The sequence below is a fragment of the Dictyoglomus turgidum DSM 6724 genome, from assembly GCF_000021645.1.
Classification (GTDB): domain Bacteria; phylum Dictyoglomota; class Dictyoglomia; order Dictyoglomales; family Dictyoglomaceae; genus Dictyoglomus; species Dictyoglomus turgidum.
Genome location: NC_011661.1, coordinates 1,158,550 through 1,178,789, shown reverse-complemented (window position 1 = coordinate 1,178,789; position 20,240 = coordinate 1,158,550). Strand labels below are relative to the sequence as shown.

Here is a 20,240-nt window from a genome sequence, read left to right as displayed (position 1 = left end):
CCTTTCTTTATACCAAATGAATCTCTAAGGGATAAAGACTCTTTAATAATGCTAATACCTCCTCTACAAAGTTATTAGGAGTAGATGTGCCCGTAATTATGCCTACTTTACTGTCTTCTTTAAACCAATTTTTATCTATCTCTTCCAAATTTTCAATATGATATGTTGGTACCTTTAGACTCAATGTTATATATAACCTCCTCGTGTTGGCACTATTTTTCCCGCCTAGAACCAGAGCAACGTCTACTATTTTTGAGAGTTTTTTAGCTTTTTCTTGTCGCTCAATAGTTTCAGGGCATATGGTATTAAATATCCTGATCTCTTTACCCTTATTCATTATCAGATTTACTTTTTGAATAGCATTATCAAAACTTTGCGTAGTTTGAAAAACTATCCCAATTTTAGGATAATATTCTACTTTCTCTATATCACTCTCATATTCTATCACTATACCTTGATTATCTGTATAACTCAATATTCCTATCACTTCAGGATGATTTTTTTCTCCTATTATTATTACTTTATATTTGTTATTCTTAAGATACTCTGCAAGAACCTGTACTTTTTTAACAAGAGGACAAGTTGCATCATAGATTTCATTTCCTAAGCTTTTATAAAAATCTATATCTCTTTGAGGTAAACCGTGAGCCCTAACGATCAAAGCTTTACCCTCTACAATTTCATCCTTCCCAAGCACCTTTATGCCCTTTTTCGACAATTCCTCTATTACCTTTGGATTATGAACTAATGCTCCCAAAGTATATACTTCACCTTTTAAGGACAGTATTTTTTCAGCAAGAGATATGGATTTTTTTACTCCCGAACAAAATCCGTAAGGAGTAGCAATATACACCTTCATCTTAAAAGCCCTATTAAACTTGCCTTTATTTTATTATTTACCTCTTTTATATCCTCTTTTGAAGGCTTTTTAATTTTAGATACATTTATTACTTTACCTATTCTAATATTTATTCGTCCCCTTAATTGAGGAAAGATCCATTTTCTTTTCCATATTTTCTCGGTGCCCTTTATTGCTACAGGAAGAATAGGAAGTCCATGAGTTAATGCGAGAGAAGCAGCACCATCTTTAAGTTCAAGAAGTCCCTTTTCAGGATGATCATTTCTTGTTCCCTCTGGAAATATTACTATTATTTCATTCTCTTTAATTAGTCTGTTTATTTTTTTCCAAGTTTCGTATTTAAAATCCTTTCTATCTACATCAATTGCTCCAAGCCATCTTAAAAAAGGATTAAATATTTTTGATTTAAAGAGTTCTTTTTTAGCAAGATAAAATAACCTCTTGTCAAAAGCAGCACCAATCACTATGGGGTCTAATATACTTACATGATTTGCTACAAGGATAAAAGAATGATTAGGAATATTCTCCTTTCCTTCTACCTTGTATCCCCATAGGATATTCAATAAAAATCTTACCACAACTATTAAGATTTTGTAGAAAAAATGAGAGATAGACTTTCTAATTTGCCTCATGATTTAAAGATTCTCTCCTTAATACCTCCTCTATTTGACTCATTATTTTATTTGTAAATTCTTCTTCTTTAATTCTATCAGGTTCTCCTTCATAATAAACAGGCTGCAAAAAAATCACCTTTATTCTTCCCTTAAGAGCTGGTAGCTTTTTCTCAGGAGGCCATATACAGTCAGCTCCAATGATAGCAGTAGGAACAACAGGAACTTTCATCTTAGCTGCAAAATATCCAATTCCCCTCTTAGGCTTAATATCTTTCTTTTCCAATCTTAATCTTGTTCCTTCAGGAAAAATTAACAAAATTTCTCCTCTTTTTAAGACTTCTATACCACCCTTTACAGCAGAAAGATCTGCATGTCCTCTCTCTACAGGAATTCCACCAAGATATTGAGCAAATCTTCCTAATAAGGGATATTTAAATCTTTCAACTTTACCAAGTGCCTTTATAGGCCTTGGTAAGCTTACAGCAATAGCCAAGACATCAAGGCTACTTCTGTGATTTGGGGCAATAATAACAGGTCCCTCCAAAGGTACATTCTCAAGGCCATTTATTTCTAATTTATATATTCTTTTAAGAAGTACCTTTATAACGCCTGCTATACTTTTATATACGAAAAACTGAAATTTCGTACTATATTTCCTCCTTTTCATAAGGAATTCCATCACAAGCAGGAGGCGTAGATTTTCCAACAGCACCAGCAAGAACAAGCATGGTTAATATATAAGGTATCATTTGAATAAATTGAGTGGGAATTCCAACCCCCTCAAGCCTTATTCTTATAGCCTCAGCTATACCGAAAAGTAGACATGCTCCAAAAGCACCTACAGGATTCCAATTACCAAAAATCATAGCAGCAAGAGCAATAAATCCTCTACCACCTGTCATATTTTCTACAAAAACTCTGGCGTGCTCTAAGGAAAGAAAAGCTCCTCCAAGTCCACCTAAGATACCACTTATTAGCACTCCTATATATCTATATTTGTATACGTTTACTCCTAAGGTATCCGCAGCTTGAGGATTTTCTCCTACAGCCCTAAGCCTCAAACCAAAAACCGTTTTATACAGCACATAATTAGAGAAGAATACTAAAACTATCATCAAAATGATAAGAGGTGATAGATCTCTAAATAATAAACCAATCCCTGGAATAGAAGATAACATAGGAATATTAATAGGGCTAAATCCTTCAATATGAGGAGAAGATCCTGCAGCTTTGAATATTAATCTAGAAAGAAAAGTAGTACCTCCGGCTGCCAACATATTTAATGCAGTACCACTTATTATTTGGTTTACTTTAAATCTTATAGAAACCACTGCATGGATTAAAGAAATAGTCATACCAGCAAGGATAGCAAATATAATTCCCACCATTGGGCTTTTAAAAAAGTAAGTCCCTACTGTAGCAAAAAAAGCTCCAAATAACATTATCCCCTCTAACGCAATATTAACTACCCCACTTCTTTCTGAAAAAACTCCTCCTAAGGAAGCATAGGTGAGGGGTGTTGCCATTCGAATAGCTGAAACTATAGTTTCCCAAGCAAATATAGACTCAAGCATATATAGTTTTCCTCCTTCTCTTTAAGAAGCGGATAAGAACCTCATTGCTAACCACAATAGTCAATATTATGACTGCTTGGAGTACAGATATTATCTCACGGGGAATATGAGTAAAAACATCCATTCCTATAGCCATTCTATCTAATGCCCCAAAAAGAAACGCAGAAAATACTATACCCGCAGGGTGATTTTTCCCCAACAAGGCTACCGCTATTCCAGTAAATCCCATTCCATGGGTAAAGTTATCAAGGAAGCGATATCTATAACCTAAAACATCATTAATACTAGCAAGCCCCGCTAAAGCACCACTTATTAACATAGATACGAAGATTATCTTTTGAGAACTTATTCCAGCATTTTCTGAGGCATAAGGGTTTAACCCTAAGGCTCTTATCTCATATCCTAATTTTGTTCTCCAAAGGAGATAATAAGTAAACAAGACGGCAAGAACAGCGAATATTAATGAGCTATTTAAAGGATTACTTTCAGGAATATTTATGCCAACTTTCTGAAAGAGAGCAAAAAGTTTTGGCAAAGTGGCAGAAGCTGGTAATTTAGCTGTCTGAGGGAGAGGATATACTACACCTTTCTCTCTAAAGGTATTTATCACAAGATAATTAGTAAGAGCATAACCTATCCAATTCATCATGATGGTATTTATCACTTCATGAGCCCCTAATTTTGCCTTCAAAATTGCAGGAATAAAAGCCCATAAAGCTCCTCCTATAGCTGCAAAAAGAAGAGTTATAAATAAATGTAAAAAAGGTGGAAATAAAGGAGCAATATAGAGACCTGCAATTGCCGATACAAATCCTCCAACAAGAATCTGTCCCTCAGCTCCAATGTTAAAAAGTCCAGCTTTAAAGGCTACAGCCACAGCAAGTCCAGCAAATATAAAAGAAGTAGCGTTAAATAGAACATATCCCCACCCATTAGGGTTTCCAAGAGCAAAATTTATTACCTCTTTATAAGTTTCTATGGGATTATGCCCCAACAGGTATATGATGATACCTCCAAAAAACAGAGCAATAAATATGGAAATTGTCGGACTTATTATATTTAAGATCAAGTTTTCTATAAACTCCCTATTTCTCAAATTAGAGCCTCCTTTAACTCTTTTTGTTTTTTAACACCCATCATATAATAACCCAGCTCTTTTTCGTCTACCTCACCTTCCAAGAAAGATCCTACAATCTCTCCATTGTACATCACAATAATCCTATCGCTTAAGCTTAGTATTTCATCAAGATCTGCTGATACTAATAAGATTGCTTTACCCTGATTTCTTAAATTAATTAATAATTGATGTATAAATTCTGTAGCTCCAATATCTAAACCTCTTGTAGGTTGAGAAGCTATTAAAAACTCAGGAGAAAAGCTAATCTCCCTTCCCACTACTACTTTTTGTTGATTACCGCCCGAAAGATGCCTAATAGGTGTTTTTATATTAGGAGTTTTTACATCAAATTCTTTTACAATTCTTTCTGCATGTGAATTTACCTTTTTATAGTCTAAAAAGACTCCCTTTGAGAAATCTTTATAGAAGTGTAAACCAAGAATAGAATTTTCAGCAACAGAAAAGTCAAGTATAAGCCCTCTTTTATGTCTATCTTCAGGAATATGACCTATATGCAGACGTCTTTGTCTTATGTTTTTCAATGTTATATCTTTACCCTTTATGTAAATTCTTCCCTTCTGTATGGGAATTAATCCTACTATACTCTCTATAAGCTCTGTTTGGCCATTTCCTTCTACACCTGCTATACCTACAATCTCCCCTGCTCTAATATTAAAAGAGATCCCCTTTACTACCTCAATTCCTTTTCTCCCTTTTACCCAAAGATTCTCTACCCTAAAGATCTCTTCTCCTTTTTCTATTTTCTCTTTTTCTACTCTTAAGAACACTTCTCTTCCTACCATGAGTTGAGCAAGTTGATATTTATTAGTATTTTTAGTCTCAAGAGTCTCAACTAATTTACCTCTTCTCATTACACTAACTCTATCAGAGATCTCTAAAACCTCATTTAACTTATGAGATATAAAAATTATCGTTTTACCCTGAGAAGCCAATCTTCTCAAAACCTTAAAAAGTTCCTCTACCTCTTGAGGAGCAAGAACAGCGGTAGGTTCATCTAAGATTAAAACCTCTGCTCTTCTATAAAGAAGCTTCAATATTTCTACTCTTTGAGCTTCTCCTACAGATAAATTTTCGACTTTTGTATAAAGCTCTACTTTAAAACCCGTAGCTTCCATCAATTCTTTTATTAAACTTTCGGCCTTTTTAAAATTAAGAGAGACTCCATTTTTTACTTCAGATCCTAAAATTATATTTTCAATTACAGAAAATGGTGGAATCAACATAAAATGTTGGTGCACCATACCAATTCCGTTCTCTATTGCATCTTTTGGAGAGTCAAAAACCACTCTTTTCCCTTTGATATAGATATTTCCTTTGTCAGGCTTATAAAGTCCATAAAGAATTTTCATTAAAGTGGACTTTCCTGCCCCATTTTCTCCTACAATAGCATGAATCTCACCTTGATATATGGAAAGATTTATATTATCATTTGCCAAAACTCCAGGAAAAGTTTTTGTAATGCCCTCAAGTTTTATGATTTCTTCCACAGAAAAACCTCCTTATAAAAGCCCCCTCCTTAAACAAGAGGGGGCTAATCTTAATAAGAATTTTATTATTTCTTCAAATATTTTGCTTTAAACTCCTCAAAAGTTTTATCATCGTATGGCACTACTATTTTTCCTGCTATAATCTCCTTCTTTATTTGTTCAACTTTTTGTACTACACCAAGAGGAAGAAGCTTTGTTCTCTCATAGTCAACACCGTTATTCTGTAAACCGAACACTCTTATTCCACTCTTAAATTTTCCTTCTTTCACGTCTTTTATAGTTTCATATACTGCTACATCTACTCTCTTTAACATACTTGTAATAATTCTATCAGGCATTATCCAGGACTGGGGAGAATCCACACCAATAGCGTATTTATTGGTTTCTTTTGCTGCCTCAAAAACTCCCTCCCCCGATGCTCCAGAAGCATGATAAATTATATCTGCTCCTTGTTTATATTGAGCTAATGCCAATTCCTTTCCTTTAACAGGATCCTTAAATGCTTCTCCAGTAACTCCTATGTAGTTTATTAAAACCTTTACTTTTGGATTTACATACATAGCTCCAGCTTTATATCCTACCTCAAATTTATGGATCAATGGCATATCCATACCACCTACAAATCCTATGACGTTAGTTTTGGTCATTAACCCTGCGACAACTCCCACAAGAAAAGATCCTTCATGCTCATTAAATACCAAGGAAGAAACATTTGGCAATCCTTCTATTACTCCATCTACAATAGCAAACTTTACTTTCGGAAAATCCTTTGCCACCGCAGTAATAGCATCAGTAAATAAGAAACCTACGCCTACTACTAAGTCATAGTTTTGTTCTGCGAGAGTTCTAAGAAGTTCCTCTCTGTTGGCTCCACCAGGACCAGGCTCTAAATCTTTCCCCTCTACCTTAAGAACTTTAATAGCCCTTTGAAGTCCAGCATATGCAGCATCATTAAAAGATTTATCACCTCTTCCACCTACATCATAGACAATACCTACTCTTACAGTCTTAGCTGAAAATCCAATACTCATTAAGCCCACAAAGGAAAGAATCAAAAATAGCACAAAAATTTTACGCATACTTAAAACCTCCTTCATTGAGTAGAGTTTTGGGAAAATTAAATTGAAAAACTAATCTTTTAAACCTCATCACCTCCCCGCAAAACTTTTCTTGGTTTTCCCTCTCCCTGAGATGCCACGTATCCTTTCTCTTCTAATGTATCTAAAAGTCGTGCTGCTCTATTATAACCTATACTAAACTTTCTTTGAATATATGAAGTAGAGATAACTTTTCTTCCTTTTAAGAGCTCTATTACTTGAGGAAGCAGGGGATCGTTAAAATCAGAGATTTCTCCTTTCTCCTCTTCTTTATCTAAACTTTCAAGAGATATGGGCTCCATTAAAAGCTCTGAGGTGTTTTCTAAAATATAATTAACCACGTTTTTAATATCCTTTTCATCTACATAAGGAGCTTGAAGCCTTACAGGATGGCTACTGGTTATAGGATGATAAAGCATATCTCCCTTACCAATTAGTTTTTCTGCACCACCATCATCTAAAATTATTCTTGAATCAATCTGAGACGACACTGCAAAGGCAATTCTTGATGGAATATTAGCTTTTATTAAGCCAGTTATTACATCTACTGAGGGCCTTTGGGTAGCTACCACTAAATGAATTCCAGCAGCTCTCGCTTTTTGAGCTAATCTGCATATTAAATCTTCTATTTCTTTTGGAGATGTCATCATTAAATCATTTAACTCATCAATAATTATCACAATGTAAGGTAAGTTTTCTTCATCATTTAAATTCTTATACTCCTCTATGTTTCTTACTTCCTTTCTTTCAAAAATTTCATATCTTCTCTCCATCTCCCCAACAGCCCATCTAAGAGCAAATACTGCCTTTTTAGGTTCCGTTACTACTGGATGTCTTAGATACCTACCTAAAAGTTTATTATAGATGGAAAGTTCTACCCTTTTAGGATCAATCATTAATAAGCTCAACGTTTCAGGGGTATTCTTATACAGAAGGCTTATAATTAGAGAATTTATAAACATACTTTTGCCAGAACCCGTAGTTCCTGCAATAAGAAGATGTAATACTTCAGATAAGTTTGCAACTTTTATATTACCTATGAGATCTTTACCGAGGGCAAAAGTTAACGGATGCTTTGACTCAGTAAAAACATCACTCTCCAGTATTTCTCTAAGATATACTTTCACTGGCTTACTTCTTGGAATTTCTACTCCTATTACCGATTTTCCAGGAACAGGCGCTTCAAACCTTACACTTGGAACAGCAAGGGCAAGAGCAATATCATTTGATAGACTCAAAACTTTACTCACTCTAATACCAGGGGAAAGAACAATATTATACCTGATCACAGAAGGTCCCACATTCCAATCCTTTACTTTTGCCTCTATCTTAAAACTTTTTAAGGTCTCCTCTAAATTCTTTGCCATTTGTTCATAGTCCTCATTCTCAAATTTAGCTTGGGAATAAGATAATATAGAGGTAGGAATTGCAAAATCACACTTTAATTTTCTCTCCCTAGGAAATGTCATTGAAAGATTTTCCTTCGATACCTCTTTTACAACTTTTTTTGGTGATCTTTCAGGCTTTCTTAGGGTCTCCGTATTTAAATTTCTAACCCTTTTTTTTGAAATATCTTTAAGAGAAGGAGATAAAAACACAGCTATAACAAGGGTAATAAAGGAAAATATAATGTATCCTGAAAACCCAATATATGGAAAAAGTTCTAACAAAAGACTTCCTATTTGTCCTTGATACTTTGATAGATTCAAAACCTTTATAAGAAGAGAAAAAACACCTAAAAAAGAGAGGAAGTACAAACTTAAAGAGATTAGTTTTTGCTTTTCAATTTCTTTAAATAGAAGATAATACATTATAAATCCCTCGAAAACAATGAAAAGAATTAAATATACACCAAAGAAGTTTTTTATAAAATTGACAAAACTTCTCCCTAAAACTCCGCTTGATTCTGGAAATACCCAAGATAATAAGCCAAATATATTTATACAGAGCAAAAAAATCCCAATTAATTTCTCTTTATGCATTTTTAAATCTCCCATACTAAAGGGACTACTACAGGTTTCCTTTTTAACTCTTCATTGAAAAAGTTCTCAAGAACTTCTCTAACAAGAGTCTCTTTATTTATACCCCCATTTCTTCCAACTTTCTTCTTAAAAGCTTCTCTTACTTTTTCTTTTGCTGTTTCTATCAATTCCTCTGATTCTTTTACAAAAATAAATCCTTTTGAAATAATCTCTGGCCCTTCCAAAATTAGGCCTGTCTCACCATCTACAAGTACCCCTACAATTAATACTCCGTCTTCAGCTAGCTTCTTACGTTCCATCAACACGATATTTCCTATGTCTCCAATACTAAGCCCATCTACATATATATTATTTAAGTTAATCCTACCATTTATTATGGCTTTTTCCTCATCAAATTCAAGAACTGTACCGTTCTCTATTATTATTATGTGTTCCTTTGAAATTCCTAACTCTAAACCTATTTTTTTAAGCAAAGCTAAATGTCTATATTCTCCATGATAAGGTATGAGATATTTAGGTTTTAAGAGATTTATAAACATCTTTATTTCTTCTTGGGCAGCATGTCCTGAAACATGGACTCCTGCATCCTTTCCATATATAACCTCTACACCTTTTCTGAACAATTGATCCACCATCTTATAAACCATAATTTCATTTCCAGGTATGGGCTTGGTGGATAATATTACTGTATCTCCTGGTTTAAGAAAAAGTTGTTTATACGAATGATTAGTAAGAAGAGACAGAGCTGAGTATGGCTCTCCCTGGCTTCCTGTGGTAAGGACAAGAACTTTTTCATCAGGAAGATTGTTTACGTCTTTAATGTTTATTAGTATATTTTCGGGAATGTGTAAATATCCTAATTTTGTGGCAACTTCTATATTATTTATCAAGCTTTTTCCAGCTATAGCAACCTTTCTTCCAAATTTTAATGCCATATCTATAGCTTGCTGAATACGATGAAAATTGGAGGCAAAAGTAACAAGAAATATTCTGCTTTTTGTAGAACTAAATATACCTTCAAAAGTGCTTTTCACTAAACTCTCTGAGGGGGTTATTCCAGGTTGTTCCACATTTGTACTATCACAAAATAGGGCAAGAACTCCTCTTTCTCCAAGCTCTACTAATTTATTAAAATCTGGAGGATTACCATCTATAGGAGTTTGATCAAGTTTAAAGTCTCCGCTTATTACGATCAAACCTATAGGGGTAGTTATAGCAAGTCCAATGGTATCAGGAATACTATGAGTCTGTCTAAAAGTCTCAATGGTAAAAGGACCTATATTTATAGTCTCATTAGGTTTAATTTTATTAAGATTAGCTTTGAGTCTAAATTCTTCTAATTTTTTCTCCACTAAACCAAGAGTTAATGAAGTACCATATATGGGTACATTCAAATCCTTTAATATATATTGAAGTGCTCCTATATGATCCTCATGTCCATGGGTAAGAATTAAAGCCTTAACTTTATCTTTATTAGCTAACAAATAAGAAATGTCAGGAATAACAAAATCAATACCAAGCATATCTCCATCAGGAAACATTAAGCCGGCATCTATTACAATAATACTATCTCCATACTGGAGAAGAAGCATATTTTTCCCTATCTCTCCGAAACCACCAATGGGTATAACTTTCAATCTATGTTTCATTTACTTGAAAACCGTACTCCTTCAGGATTTTTATTAGTTCTGCTCTATTTTTGCTGTCTATAGGAGATAATGGCAACCTACACTTTCCAACATTATATCCAAGAAGATTTAAAGCCTCTTTGAGGGGAATGGGATTTGTAGTTAGGAATAAACCTTTAAATATAGGTAATAGTTTTAAATGTAACTCTGCGGCTTTTTCCACTTTTCCACTAAAATAACTATTTATCATCTCTTTTATTTCTTTTCCTACTATGTGGGACGCCACACTTATAACCCCATCTCCTCCTACACTAAGAAGGGGTAAAGTCATAGAGTCGTCACCACTATAAAGTAAGAAGGGATGTGGCAGAAGCTTTCTTATCATTGCAATTTGATTAATATCTCCACTTGCCTCTTTCACTCCTACAATATTTGGACAATCCTGAGCAAGTCTCTTTAAGGTCTCAGGAAGAACATTTACCGCAGTTCTTGATGGTATGTTGTAAACTATGATAGGGAGAGAAGTCTCTGATGCAATTTTGGCAAAGTGTAGATATAACCCATCCTGAGGAGGCTTATTATAGTAAGGGGCAGTAGCTAAGATACCGTCTACTCCAATTTTTTCAGCTTCTTTCGTAAGTTCTACTGATTCCTTTGTACAATAATTTGTTGTCCCTGCGATTACTTTAACTCTATCTCCTGCTACCTTCTTTACCCTCTCAAAAAGAGCTAATTTCTCTTTATTAGACAATGTAGGAGCTTCTCCTGTAGTACCCGAGACAAGAATACTATCACTTCCATCTTCAATCAGTTTTTCCACAATCCTATCCACTTCACTCCAGTTAATCTCCCCATATTCATCAAAAGGAGTTATCATGGCTGTAATCAAACTACCAAAATGGACCATAATCTAAGCCTCCTCCCTATTTAAGAAAGATTCAAGTCCATAAAAGAATCCTTCTCTCTTAACTATCTCTCTAACAGCCATCAATACTCCTGGAATATAACATTCCCTACTCAAGGCATCATGTCTTATACTCAGAGTCTGTCCCAGCCCCCCAAATATTACTTCTTGATGAGCTACTAAACCAGGAAGTCTTACACTATGTATATTGATTGAATCTAATTTTCCTCCACGGGCACCTGGTAATTTCTCAATCTTTGTTGCATCTTTATGGGTTAAGTTGTATTTTTTCATCTCCTCTCTAAGTACTTCTGCTGTTAATATAGCTGTTCCGGAGGGTGCATCAGCTTTTTCATTATGATGTAATTCAATGATTTCAACATCTGGGAAATACTTTACTACTTGTTTTGCAAGCTGGATCATTAATACAGCTCCTAATGCAAAATTAGGAGCGATTAAAATTGCAGTTTTATTCTTAACAGCAAGATCTTTAAATTCTTCCATCATTTCTTGAGTAAGTCCTGTGGTCCCTACCACCATTCTTTTTCCTTTTTGTAGAACCTTTTTAATATTCTGATAGGCTGCCTCTGCATTAGTAAAATCTATTGCCACATCAAAATCTTCTTGGAGTTCATCTATACTTTCCACAACTTCAAGAGAAATCTTATCTATCCCAATAATCTTTTCATATTTTTCTCCCTTAAAATAAGGATCTATAGCACCTACGAGTTCTATATCAGTAGCATCAATAAGTGCTTTACCTATAACTTTTCCCATTTTTCCGCAAGCTCCAAATAAGACTGTTTTAATCATTTTATACTTCCCCCTTTAAAATCTCTTTATGTTGAGAATTTATAGGACCTACCACAGACATAGCAAAGGGCTTACTAAATATATCTTTTATCGTACTATTGATATCTTCTAAAGTCACTTTTCTTATTTTCTTTATTTTATCAGTCCAAGGGACAATTTTTCCATAAGTAATATAAGAGTCTATAAGATAAAATAACCGCTGAGAAGGACTTTCAATAGCCATTAAAATACTATTTATAGTTTGCCTCTTAGCAAGATCTAGCTCTTCTTTTGATAAACCTTCTTTAATTAATTTTTCTTTCTCCTGAGCTAAAGTTTTAAAGGTCTCAACCACTGTTTGAGGTGCAGTAGCAGTATAAATACCAAATAAAGAAGCATCTTTAAAACTTAAAATATGGGTCTCTACACTATAAACAAGTCCCCTTTTTTCTCTTAACTCCCTAAATAGTCTCGAACTAATACCTCCTCCAAGACTTACCGAAAGTAAAGCAAGAGATTCTCTATTAGGGTCTCCAGGGACATATCCCTCTGTCCCCCAAAGAATTTGTACTTGTTCAAAATTTCGCTTTAAAAAAACTGATTTTGGTCTATATTTAGGTGGTTTTTGAGCACTTGAGATTAAGAATTTACTTGAGGTGTTTTGGGTAAAATAAAAATCAAGAACCTCTTCTATCCTTTTTGAAGGAACATCCCCGCTAATCCCAATAATCATGTTATTTAATTTATAATGTTTATTATAAAAGGAAATTACGAGATCTTTATTAAAATTTGACACTGACTTCTCAGTACCTAATATTTCTCTCACTAAAGGATGACTATCCCAAGAAGCCTTAAAGAAATTATCAAATACCAATTCTTCTGGCGAATCTTTATACATTCTAATCTCTTCTCTAACTACAGACTTTTCCAAGTTTATCTCTTCTTCAGAGAACCTTGGCCTTAAAATAATATCACTAAGAAGCTTTACTCCTGAGACAAAATGATAACTTAAAATCTTTAATGTAAAGTAAGTGGTTTCTTTAGTCGTGAAAGCATCAAGCTCTCCACCTAACCGATCAATTTCCTTTCGTATCTCATCTATACCCCTTCCAGAGTTATTCTTAAACAAAAGATGTTCCACAAAATGAGCAAGACCATGTTCTATCTTCTCCTCATGCCTTGAGCCTACCTTAATTGCTACAATTATATTTATGGTCTTTCTTGAGAGTATATAGTCATGAATAATTTTTAGGCCATTTTTTAACTCAATCTCAGATATATTCATCTACCAAATTAAAGGTCTTTTCTACTTAAGCTTATTCTCCCACTGGGATCTATAGAATCCACCTTTATAAGAATTTCATCTCCTAAATTAATTTCTTCCCTTGTCTGATTTTTACCTGTTCCTGTAGTCTTATATTTTGAGATATGAAGAAGCCCTATTTTACCTGGCAATATCTCTACAAAAGCACCATAATCTGTAACCCTTATAACTTTTCCTAAGAAGATATCTCCTTCTTTAATATCTCTTGTATACTCTTGTACCATTTGAGCAGCTTTTTCTGCAGATTCTTGATCTGGTGCTGAAATATAAACTAATCCCTCAGGTTTTATATTTATAGTTGTATGAGTTTCTTCAATTATCTTTTTTATATTCTTTCCGCTGGGACCAATTAGGTCTCCAATCTTATTTGGATTAATTTCTAAAACCATTATTCGTGGTGCATATGGAGAAATTTCTGGTCTCGGTTGAGAAATAGTTTTCTCCATTATGTCAAGAATTTGATATCTTGCTTCTTTTGCTTGTTTCAAAGTCTTTTCAATAATTTCATAAGATAGTCCATCTACTTTAATATCCAATTGCACTGCTGTAATGCCATTTTTAGTTCCAGCTATTTTAAAATCCATACCTCCTAAAGCATCTTCAAGTCCTTGGATATCTGTAAGTACTTCAAATTTCTCTCCTTCCTTAATTAATCCCATAGCTACTCCAGCTACATGAGTTTTTATAGGAACACCTGCATCCATCAGAGAGAGACTACTACCACAAACACTTGCCATAGAGGTAGAACCATTGGAACTTAATACTTCAGAGACAACTCTAATTGTATAAGGAAATTCTTCTTCCTTAGGAATAAGAGGAAGCAATGCTCTTTCTGCAAGAGCTCCATGGCCTATCTCTCTTCTCTTAGGACCTCTAAGGGGTTTTGCCTCTCCAACCGAAAAGGGTGGAAAATTGTAATGGTGAATATATCTCTTAGGCTCGCTCTCTATAACACTTTCTATTATCTGTTCTTCTCCAGCCCCCAAAGTTACCACAGAAAGAACTTGAGTTTCTCCCCTCTGAAAGAGAGCAGAGCCATGTACTCTACTTAAAACTCCGACCTCACAACTTACAGGTCTCAACTCATTAAGTCTTCTACCATCAACTCTTCTTTTCTCTTCAAGGATCACTTTAGTTAATATTGCTTTCGCCTCTTGATTGATTATCTCATCAATCTGCGCTGTTATCTCTCCATAAATAGGCTTAAAATGTTCTATTACTCTCTTTTTAAGATCTTCAAGAGCCTTTTGTCTTTCAGACTTACTTGGAGTGAAAATAGCATCTCTTATCTGATCAACAGTGACATATTCCAACACATCTTTCTTTAAGTTTTCATTCACTACAAAAGGCTCATAGTTAAAAGGAACAGGATTTACCATGGACAAAATTTCTTCTTGAAAATTAATAACTTCTCCTATTTGTTCGTGAGCTCTTATTATTCCTTCTAAGAAGATCTCTTCTGGTACCTCTTTTCCATCACCCTCTATCATTAAGACAGCATCTTTTGTGCCAGCTACAACCAAATCAAGAAGTAAAGAATTACTTAAAGCAACCGACGGATTTATATACCATTCTTTACCATCCCAACCCACTCTTACTGCTCCGATGGGACCCTTAAAGGGTAATCCCGCAAGCATTATGGCACAAGAAGCACCAATTATAGAGGGTATATCTGTAGAGTTTTCATGATCGTAAGAGAGTACTGTTACTATTACTTGGACTTCGTTTCTAAAGTCCTTTGAGAATAATGGCCTTAGAGGTCTATCAATTAACCTAGCAAATAGAATCTCAGGCTCTGTAGGTTTTCCCTCTCTTTTAAAAAATCCTCCTGGAATTTTCCCAGCAGCATATAATCTCTCCACATACTCGACCGTTAAAGGGAAAAAATCAACATCTTCTTTCTTCTCTTCAGAGGCAACTACTGTAACAAGTACAGTGGTTTCCCCATACTGCACAAGAGCAGCTCCTGTAGCTTGCCAAGCAACCTTTCCTATGTCAATTTTTAATGTCTTTCCTGCAAAATCCTTTTTAAATGAATATGTCTGTCGCATAATTTACTACTTTCTTAACCCCAGCTCTTGTATTAGTTTCTTATACCTTTCAAAATCTTTTTCTTGTAAATATTTAAGTAATTTTCTTCTACGGCCAATCATTTTAAGTAGTCCTACACGAGAATGATAATCCTTTTTATGTACCTTTAAATGTTCTGTAAGCTTTTTTATTCTTTCTGTAAGTAATGCAATTTGTACCTCTGGTGATCCAGAATCATTCTCATTTAATCTGAATTTTTCAATGATCTGTCTTTTTTCTTCCTTCGTTAGAGCCATACTTTACCTCCTTTTATATTACAAAAAATCGCCTATAGTAATGGTAACCCATCACTATAGGTTAGTTATATTTTAACACAAATTATTTAACATTGACAACCTTAGGAGAAACAAACTTTAATAAATTCTTTTTTGCATCCTCTACATGGCGCACAAAAAGACAGTATAAACTTTTATTATCAAAATTTTTTATTTCTTTCTTATTTTGGATAGGTGCTATTAAAATATTTATATCATTCTCTAAGGCTGTAGAGTACTTAATACTTGCTCCCGCCACAGATAAGACTTCTCCCTCCTTTGAAACATCTCCAATTACGCCTATTTTTAAGTTATCAGAGAATTTAAGGCCCTTTTTATAAGCCCAAAAAGCTAAAATCAAACACAACATTTCTGATCTACCATAAAATTGAACTTCATCTTTTACATTAAACCCTTCAAACTTTACTAATTTGTATTTAGAAACTTGAGAGTAAGAATAGAGATCTCCCAAAATAAGATGGTAGAAGAAATCATAGAAATGTGGATTTTTTGCCTTTAGAACTAATATGTAAAAATTTGACGGAAAATCTTCTGGAATATTTAAAAACAATTCTTTAACATTTACAACTTTACCTTCGTCAAAATATACAAAGAAAGAGGCTAAAATTTCTAAAATTAAAAAAAACCCAATAATCACTATTACAATTCTGATCTGCACTTTCTTATAAGCTCTATTTCTTTTTTTAGAAGATCTTCTACCTTAGTTAATAAACTCTCAATATAGGCGTCCATTTCCTTTTTTATTTCTTCTGCTTCCTTTTTTGCATTTCTAATTATATCCTCTGCTCTTTTTTGAGCCTCAAGGGTGATATTATTGCTACTTACAAGTATTTCAGCTTCTTTTTGAGCTTGCTTTATTATTTCTTCTGCCTCTATATAGGCTTTATTTATAATCTTCTCTTTATTTTCCACTATTTTTTTTGCCTCATAAAATTCCTCAGGTATGGATTTATCAAGTTTTTCAATTAGTTCCATTAATCTGTCTTTATCCAAAAGAACCTTATCCCACACAGGAATAGCAGGTGAATTTTCAAGAATATCTCTTAACTCCTTTAAAGTCTTTATAATTTCTTCCATATTTTACTAAACCTCTTTACTTAACTTTAAATTTCTCATAAAGTTTTTCAGCTACATAATCAGGAACAAGTCCCTTTATGCAGCCTCCAAATTTTGCAATCTCTTTAACCATACTTGAACTTAAAAAGGTATATTTCAAATCACTTACTAAGAAAACGGTCTCACACTCTGGATATAACTTTTTATTAGTTAAAGCTTGCTGAAATTCATACTCAAAATCAGAAACCGCCCTAAGACCTCTTATTATAATTTTCACATCAATTTTTTTTAGATAATCTACTAACAATCCACTGAAGTGGTCTATTTTAACATTTGGTATGTCTTTTAATGAGTGCCTCAACATGTCAAGTCTTTCTTCAAGAGAGAAAAGAGGAGTTTTAGATATATTTTCGGCCACAAGAACTATGACCTCATCGTAAATTTTTGCTCCCCTTTGTATGATATCAATATGTCCGTTAGTAACAGGATCAAAACTTCCAGGATAAACAGCTTTTATCATTTTTTATCTCCCTTAATATTTATAAAAGGACAGTACGGTCTCACCATAATTTTTTTCTAAAAATTTAGACAAATTAAAAAGATCATCTGGTAAAATTGTCTTTTTATGATGCTCTATGATCAATATACCATCAATCTTTAGCCAGTTATAATTATTGACATATTCTACCACATTTAAAATCTTTTCGCTCAATTCATACGGCGGATCTGCAAATATGATATCATACTTCTCCTCTGGAGTTTTATTTAGAAATTCAAAAACATCTTTATATATTACTTTAGTTTTTTCTTGTATTCCAAGATTTTTAAGGTTTTCCCTTAGAAGTTTTACTGCATGAATGTGATTCTCCACGAATACAGATTTTTCTGCTCCATAACTTATAGCTTCAATACCTACAATACCAGAACCTGCAAAAAGATCAAGGAAAAAACTTCCCAAAACCTTTTCGGATATAATATTAAACATAGACCTTCTTACTTGTTCCATAGTAATCCTATAATTTCCTTGTCTCAAAACTTTTACTTTTTTATCTTTTAAAAAGCCTCCCGAGACTTTTATTTCAGAGGACAATTTCTTTTAACTCTCCCCTTAGATATTTATTTAGCCATTTATTCAATAAAACTTTCTCATATTCCTCTATTCTTTCATTCTGATTTTTTATGACCTCAAAAGCTTCATTTCTCGCTATCTCAAAAAGTTTCATATCTTTTGTTAAATCTACAAAAAGAACATCTAAAGTACCATGTTGTTTTGTTCCAAAAAATTCTCCTGGGCCTCTTATTTCCAAATCTTTATTAGCTATAACAAATCCATCATTAGTTTCTACCATTACTTTTAATCTCTCTTTAGCATTTTCACCCTTCAGATCTGCAATAAGAAAACAATAAGATTGTTCGCTTCCCCTTCCCACTCTTCCCCTCAATTGATGAAGTTGGGCAAGTCCAAATCTATCTGCGTTTTCTATAACCATTATAGATGCATTAGGTATATCTACACCCACCTCTATAACTGTTGTAGCAACAAGAATTTGTATTTCTCCCTTTTGAAACTCCTCCATTATTCTTGTCCTTTCTTCTCTTGGTACTAACCCGTGAATTAGACCTATATTAAATCTTGGAAAAAATTTTTTTAGTTCTTCGTATAGTTTTTTTGCGGATTCTGCCTCTAACTTCTCTGATTCCTCTATTAATGGGCACACTACAAAAGCCTGCTTGCCTTTCTCAATTTCCTTTTCTACAAAAGAATAGACCTTTCTTCTTTCCTTTTTAGAGAAGAGATAAGTTATAACAGGCTTTCTCCCAGGAGGAAGCTCGTCAATTATAGAGATATCTAATTCTCCATAAAGTACCAAGGCAAGAGACCTAGGAATAGGAGTTGCGGTCATTACAAGGAGATGTGGAGCTTCACCTTTTTTCCATAGCTTTGCCCTTTGTATTACGCCAAATCTATGTTGTTCATCTATGATTACCAAACCTAACTTTTTAAAAGTCACCTCTTCTTGAATCAAAGCATGGGTTCCTATCACTACTGGAAGTTTCCCTTCTGCAAGATCAAGATAAATATAAGTTTTTTCCTTTTTAGGGGTACTGCTAGTCAGTAATGCTATTTTTATGCCTAAGGGTTCAAAAATATTCTTGAGCCTATTATAATGTTGCTCTGCTAAGATTTCTGTGGGCACCATAAAAGCGGTCTGATATCCATTATCATAAGCAAGGATTGTAGCAAGAGCTGCAATTACTGTTTTACCCGAACCTACATCTCCTTGTAAAAGCCTATGCATAGGTCTTCCTGAAGACAAATCCTTTTTTATCTCTTCCCATACCTTTTCCTGAGCTTTTGTTAACTTAAAGGGTAAAGAGCCTAAGAATTTTTCTACCAATTCACTTTGAATATTAAAGACAGGAGCAGATAATTCCTCTATCTCTCTCCTCTTTTTTGCAAGATTAAGCTGTAAAAAGAATAATTCTTCAAAGGTTATCCTCTTGGATGCACTTGCCATAGTTAGGAAAGAGGTTGGAAAATGCTTCTCCCATACACTTACAGGTTTATCCATAAGATTATATTTTTCTCTCAAATACTTAGGTAAAGGATCTTCAAGAAAAATAGAATAATCTGTCAATGCATCGTATATGATTTTTCGCAGGACTTTTTGAGTAAGACCAGAAGTTAACGAATAAATAGGTACTATTCTTCCTACGTTTAAAAACTCCTTATCTTCCCCCTCATCCAAAGTCTCATATTCAGGATTTTCAAACTCTATGTGTTTTAGGAGCCTTTTGGCTTCTCCAGAGATAAGAAGCTCTGTACCAGGTGGAAGAACCTGCTTAATATACTTCTGTCCATACCATACTGCATATGCCCATCCTGTATTGTCGCTTATCTTTGCCTTTATTATAGGGATCTTTTTGTAAAGGGTTTTTGTTTCTTCATAATCTATAATTTTTACTTTTATGGTCACCCTCTCACCAGGTTTTATTTCTGAAATCTTCTTTAATTTAGACCTATCGTCATAATCCCGTGGATAATAGGTAATTAAATCATAAATAGTATGTATTTCAAGTCTATTTAAGAGCTTAGCTCTGTGAGGACCAACCCCTTTTGCAAACTGAACAGATTTCTCCCAGAAATTTTCATCGGTATAGAATTCTATTGCTCTTTCAATAATATCCTTAATCCTTACTACCGCTTGTGCTCTTTCCTCATAAGTCCTTTTGGAATAATCCTTTATTAGGTCCAAGACCTTTTGAGTCCAAAAACCATTCCAAAGAGGAAACTGTTTAAGAGCTACAGCAAGTGCCTTTTCTAATCCATATTTAATACTCTTATCAGAAAAATTAGAAGAGATTTCATTTTCTAAAATGTTTTTGAGTCCCTTAAGAAGTTTTATCTCTGTAGGCAT

19 protein-coding genes are annotated in these 20,240 nt (G+C 33.9%); all 19 read right to left on the bottom strand.

Annotation, left to right across the window (positions count from 1 at the left end; all coding sequences use genetic code 11):
• Positions 1–7 precede the first annotated feature (7 nt).
• Positions 8–859: a 4-hydroxy-3-methylbut-2-enyl diphosphate reductase gene (gene ispH, locus DTUR_RS05950; protein ID WP_012583519.1), complete on the bottom strand. Its 852-nt coding sequence runs from the start codon at positions 857–859 to the stop codon at positions 8–10.
• Positions 856–1,491 (bottom strand): lysophospholipid acyltransferase family protein, encoded by a 636-nt coding sequence (locus DTUR_RS05945; protein WP_012583518.1) that lies wholly within the window; start codon positions 1,489–1,491, stop codon positions 856–858. Before DTUR_RS05945 ends, ispH begins: the two co-directional genes overlap by 4 nt.
• Positions 1,478–2,140: a lysophospholipid acyltransferase family protein gene (locus DTUR_RS05940; RefSeq protein WP_012583517.1), complete on the bottom strand. Its 663-nt coding sequence runs from the start codon at positions 2,138–2,140 to the stop codon at positions 1,478–1,480. The genes DTUR_RS05945 and DTUR_RS05940 overlap by 14 nt, the downstream gene beginning before the upstream one ends.
• Positions 2,121–3,047 (bottom strand): ABC transporter permease, encoded by a 927-nt coding sequence (locus tag DTUR_RS05935; protein ID WP_012583516.1) that lies wholly within the window; start codon positions 3,045–3,047, stop codon positions 2,121–2,123. Before DTUR_RS05935 ends, DTUR_RS05940 begins: the two co-directional genes overlap by 20 nt.
• Positions 3,040–4,143 carry an ABC transporter permease gene (locus DTUR_RS05930; protein ID WP_012583515.1) on the bottom strand — a complete coding sequence of 368 codons (1,104 nt, stop codon included), beginning with the start codon at positions 4,141–4,143 and terminating at the stop codon, positions 3,040–3,042. The genes DTUR_RS05935 and DTUR_RS05930 overlap by 8 nt, the downstream gene beginning before the upstream one ends.
• Positions 4,140–5,672 (bottom strand): ABC transporter ATP-binding protein, encoded by a 1,533-nt coding sequence (locus tag DTUR_RS05925; RefSeq protein ID WP_012583514.1) that lies wholly within the window; start codon positions 5,670–5,672, stop codon positions 4,140–4,142. Before DTUR_RS05925 ends, DTUR_RS05930 begins: the two co-directional genes overlap by 4 nt.
• A gap of 65 nt (positions 5,673–5,737) precedes the next feature.
• Complete coding sequence (locus DTUR_RS05920) at positions 5,738–6,751, bottom strand: BMP family lipoprotein (RefSeq protein WP_012583513.1); 1,014 nt, start codon at positions 6,749–6,751, stop codon at positions 5,738–5,740.
• 59 nt (positions 6,752–6,810) lie between these two features.
• Positions 6,811–8,751 (bottom strand): DNA translocase FtsK, encoded by a 1,941-nt coding sequence (locus tag DTUR_RS05915; RefSeq protein ID WP_012583512.1) that lies wholly within the window; start codon positions 8,749–8,751, stop codon positions 6,811–6,813.
• A 2-nt stretch (positions 8,752–8,753) separates the two neighbouring features.
• Positions 8,754–10,400 (bottom strand): ribonuclease J, encoded by a 1,647-nt coding sequence (locus DTUR_RS05910; protein ID WP_012583511.1) that lies wholly within the window; start codon positions 10,398–10,400, stop codon positions 8,754–8,756.
• On the bottom strand, positions 10,390–11,286 hold the full coding sequence (gene dapA, locus DTUR_RS05905; RefSeq protein ID WP_012583510.1) for a 4-hydroxy-tetrahydrodipicolinate synthase: 897 nt from the start codon (positions 11,284–11,286) through the stop codon (positions 10,390–10,392). The genes DTUR_RS05910 and dapA overlap by 11 nt, the downstream gene beginning before the upstream one ends.
• 3 nt (positions 11,287–11,289) lie before the next feature.
• Positions 11,290–12,096: a 4-hydroxy-tetrahydrodipicolinate reductase gene (gene dapB, locus DTUR_RS05900; protein WP_012583509.1), complete on the bottom strand. Its 807-nt coding sequence runs from the start codon at positions 12,094–12,096 to the stop codon at positions 11,290–11,292.
• Between the two features lies 1 nt (position 12,097).
• Positions 12,098–13,360, bottom strand: a complete 1,263-nt coding sequence (locus tag DTUR_RS05895; protein WP_012583508.1) for a M16 family metallopeptidase — start codon at positions 13,358–13,360, stop codon at positions 12,098–12,100.
• Between the two features lie 8 nt (positions 13,361–13,368).
• A complete protein-coding gene (locus DTUR_RS05890; protein WP_012583507.1) occupies positions 13,369–15,450 on the bottom strand; it encodes a polyribonucleotide nucleotidyltransferase in 2,082 nt (693 codons plus the stop codon).
• A 6-nt stretch (positions 15,451–15,456) separates the two neighbouring features.
• Positions 15,457–15,726, bottom strand: coding sequence for a 30S ribosomal protein S15 (gene rpsO / locus DTUR_RS05885; protein ID WP_012583506.1), 270 nt, complete (start codon positions 15,724–15,726; stop codon positions 15,457–15,459).
• Positions 15,727–15,808: 82 nt separating this feature from the next.
• On the bottom strand, positions 15,809–16,423 hold the full coding sequence (locus tag DTUR_RS05880; protein WP_012583505.1) for a hypothetical protein: 615 nt from the start codon (positions 16,421–16,423) through the stop codon (positions 15,809–15,811).
• Positions 16,405–16,842 carry an ATPase gene (locus DTUR_RS05875; protein ID WP_012583504.1) on the bottom strand — a complete coding sequence of 146 codons (438 nt, stop codon included), beginning with the start codon at positions 16,840–16,842 and terminating at the stop codon, positions 16,405–16,407. The genes DTUR_RS05880 and DTUR_RS05875 overlap by 19 nt, the downstream gene beginning before the upstream one ends.
• Positions 16,843–16,858: 16 nt before the next feature.
• Entirely contained in the window at positions 16,859–17,341 is a 483-nt protein-coding gene (gene coaD / locus DTUR_RS05870; protein ID WP_012583503.1) for a pantetheine-phosphate adenylyltransferase, read from the bottom strand.
• A gap of 12 nt (positions 17,342–17,353) precedes the next feature.
• Positions 17,354–17,911: a 16S rRNA (guanine(966)-N(2))-methyltransferase RsmD gene (gene rsmD, locus DTUR_RS05865; RefSeq protein ID WP_012583502.1), complete on the bottom strand. Its 558-nt coding sequence runs from the start codon at positions 17,909–17,911 to the stop codon at positions 17,354–17,356.
• A complete protein-coding gene (gene recG / locus DTUR_RS05860) occupies positions 17,901–20,240 on the bottom strand; it encodes an ATP-dependent DNA helicase RecG (RefSeq protein WP_012583501.1) in 2,340 nt (779 codons plus the stop codon). Before recG ends, rsmD begins: the two co-directional genes overlap by 11 nt.